We start from the raw sequence: 1,571 nt of genomic DNA, 5'->3' as shown, positions 1-1,571 counted from the left end.
CACTGATATGTAGGTCTGGTTGTCAAGAGTGCATGGATGAGCGGCTCCTGGGTTTTGTTCCGGAGGCCGCTCATCGTGTACCGGCCGGTTGTGGTGTTGTGCGGGCGAGTCGTTTTTCCGACTGCAGTGTCAGGCTGACATTCGCGGGTTGGTTACCGCATGACGATGTGTTCGACTGGAGCCTTATCGGTGTCTAAAATCGAGCGTCGACGGCTTGGACCGTCTGCTCATAGTGCGTTCCCGAGTTAGCTCCGGGTGCTGCCATCGCACTCCGGTCACGTCCCGGCCGGCCGTTTATGTCAGGCTGCGTTCATGCGTTCTCCCTGCTGGAGCGGTGCGGCCAGTGACCAGCACCAGCCGGCGAGTTCACGGGCGATCGCGGCGTTGGCTTTGACCGGCATCTTGTGGCGTTCATCGAAGTGCTCCCACTTGCGGTGCAGCCGGTGGTTGCCTTCCAGGGCGCGGATGCGGGTTGCCGGAGCGACGAGTTCAAGCTGGTGCAACAGCCGGTCTCCGGGCCGGGTGTAGGGGCGCCGGTGCTGCCAGGCCGCTTCGATCAGGAGTTTGCGGGCGTAGGTGTTCCCGGCCTTGGTGATCGGGCCCTGGTGCCGTGACGGACCGGAAGATTCCTCGCTGGGGACCAGCCCGAGATAGGAGCCGATGGAGGAACCGGTGAAGCGGGTCCAGTCCCCGATTTCCACGGCCAGCCCGAACGCGGTCGTGAGCCGGATGCCACGAAGGCACATCAATGCCTCAATCACCGGCGTGTAGCGGCAGTTTTCCGCCGTCGCGGTGACCTGTCTATCGATGCGTGCCAGGTGGGCGGCGAGGAGTTCGGCCTGCTCGAGGTCGGCGTTGTAGGTGAACTGCAGCGCGGGATCACTGAAGTGCTGGTGGAGCAGCCACGCCCGGTGTTCCTGTGTCCACCGGGTGTCTTTGGGGTAGCGGATCCCGTATCGGAGCAGGATGGCATTGACACGCTGGCGGGAGTGCGCGAGGTCCTTGGCCGTGGCGGCGCGCAGGCGGGACAGGTCCCGGAGGGCCTCTTCGTCAGGGTCGGGGATGCGCACCTCGGTGACCGAGCCGACCGCGAGCATCTCGGCCAAAACCCGGGCATCGCGCCGGTCGGTTTTCACCCGGTCTCCGGGTGCTCGCAGCAGCTTTGAAGAAGCCGCGACCACGCAGTTGATGCCCGCGGCCTGCAGGTACCGGGCAAGGAGAAATCCGGTCGGGCCGGATTCATAAACGACCTTGACCGGCGGCTCGAATCGCCGGACCCACTCGAGGACCGCGGCCGGGTCAGCTGCCATGGTGTGCCTCGCAATTTCACCGGTATCAGGGGTCAGCGCAAGACCAACGACGTTGACCGCGTGAACATCCAGACCAATGAAAGTAAGCTCGAACATAGCCGGGACCTCCCAAACCTCACATGTGGCACTACCATTGCACCCCCGACGAGCCGGGCAGGCCAAGGGAGCCGTCAATGGCAACCCACGGACCCTGTGAAACAGAAGGCCCCGGCCCTCATCCGCCTGTCCGAACCTGCCCGTCCGGGATAAAGGACATCACCG

1 protein-coding gene is annotated in these 1,571 nt (G+C 64.2%); it reads right to left on the bottom strand.

Annotation, left to right across the window (positions count from 1 at the left end):
* Positions 1–299 precede the first annotated feature (299 nt).
* Entirely contained in the window at positions 300–1,406 is a 1,107-nt protein-coding gene (locus tag AB4074_RS24740) for an IS110 family transposase (RefSeq protein WP_441415740.1), read from the bottom strand.
* Between the last annotated feature and the right edge of the window lie 165 nt (positions 1,407–1,571).

The sequence above is a fragment of the Arthrobacter sp. 2MCAF14 genome (assembly GCF_052115645.1).
Taxonomy (GTDB): domain Bacteria; phylum Actinomycetota; class Actinomycetes; order Actinomycetales; family Micrococcaceae; genus Arthrobacter.
Note: the sequence above shows the minus strand (reverse complement) of the source record. Positions and strands in the feature narration are given on the sequence as shown.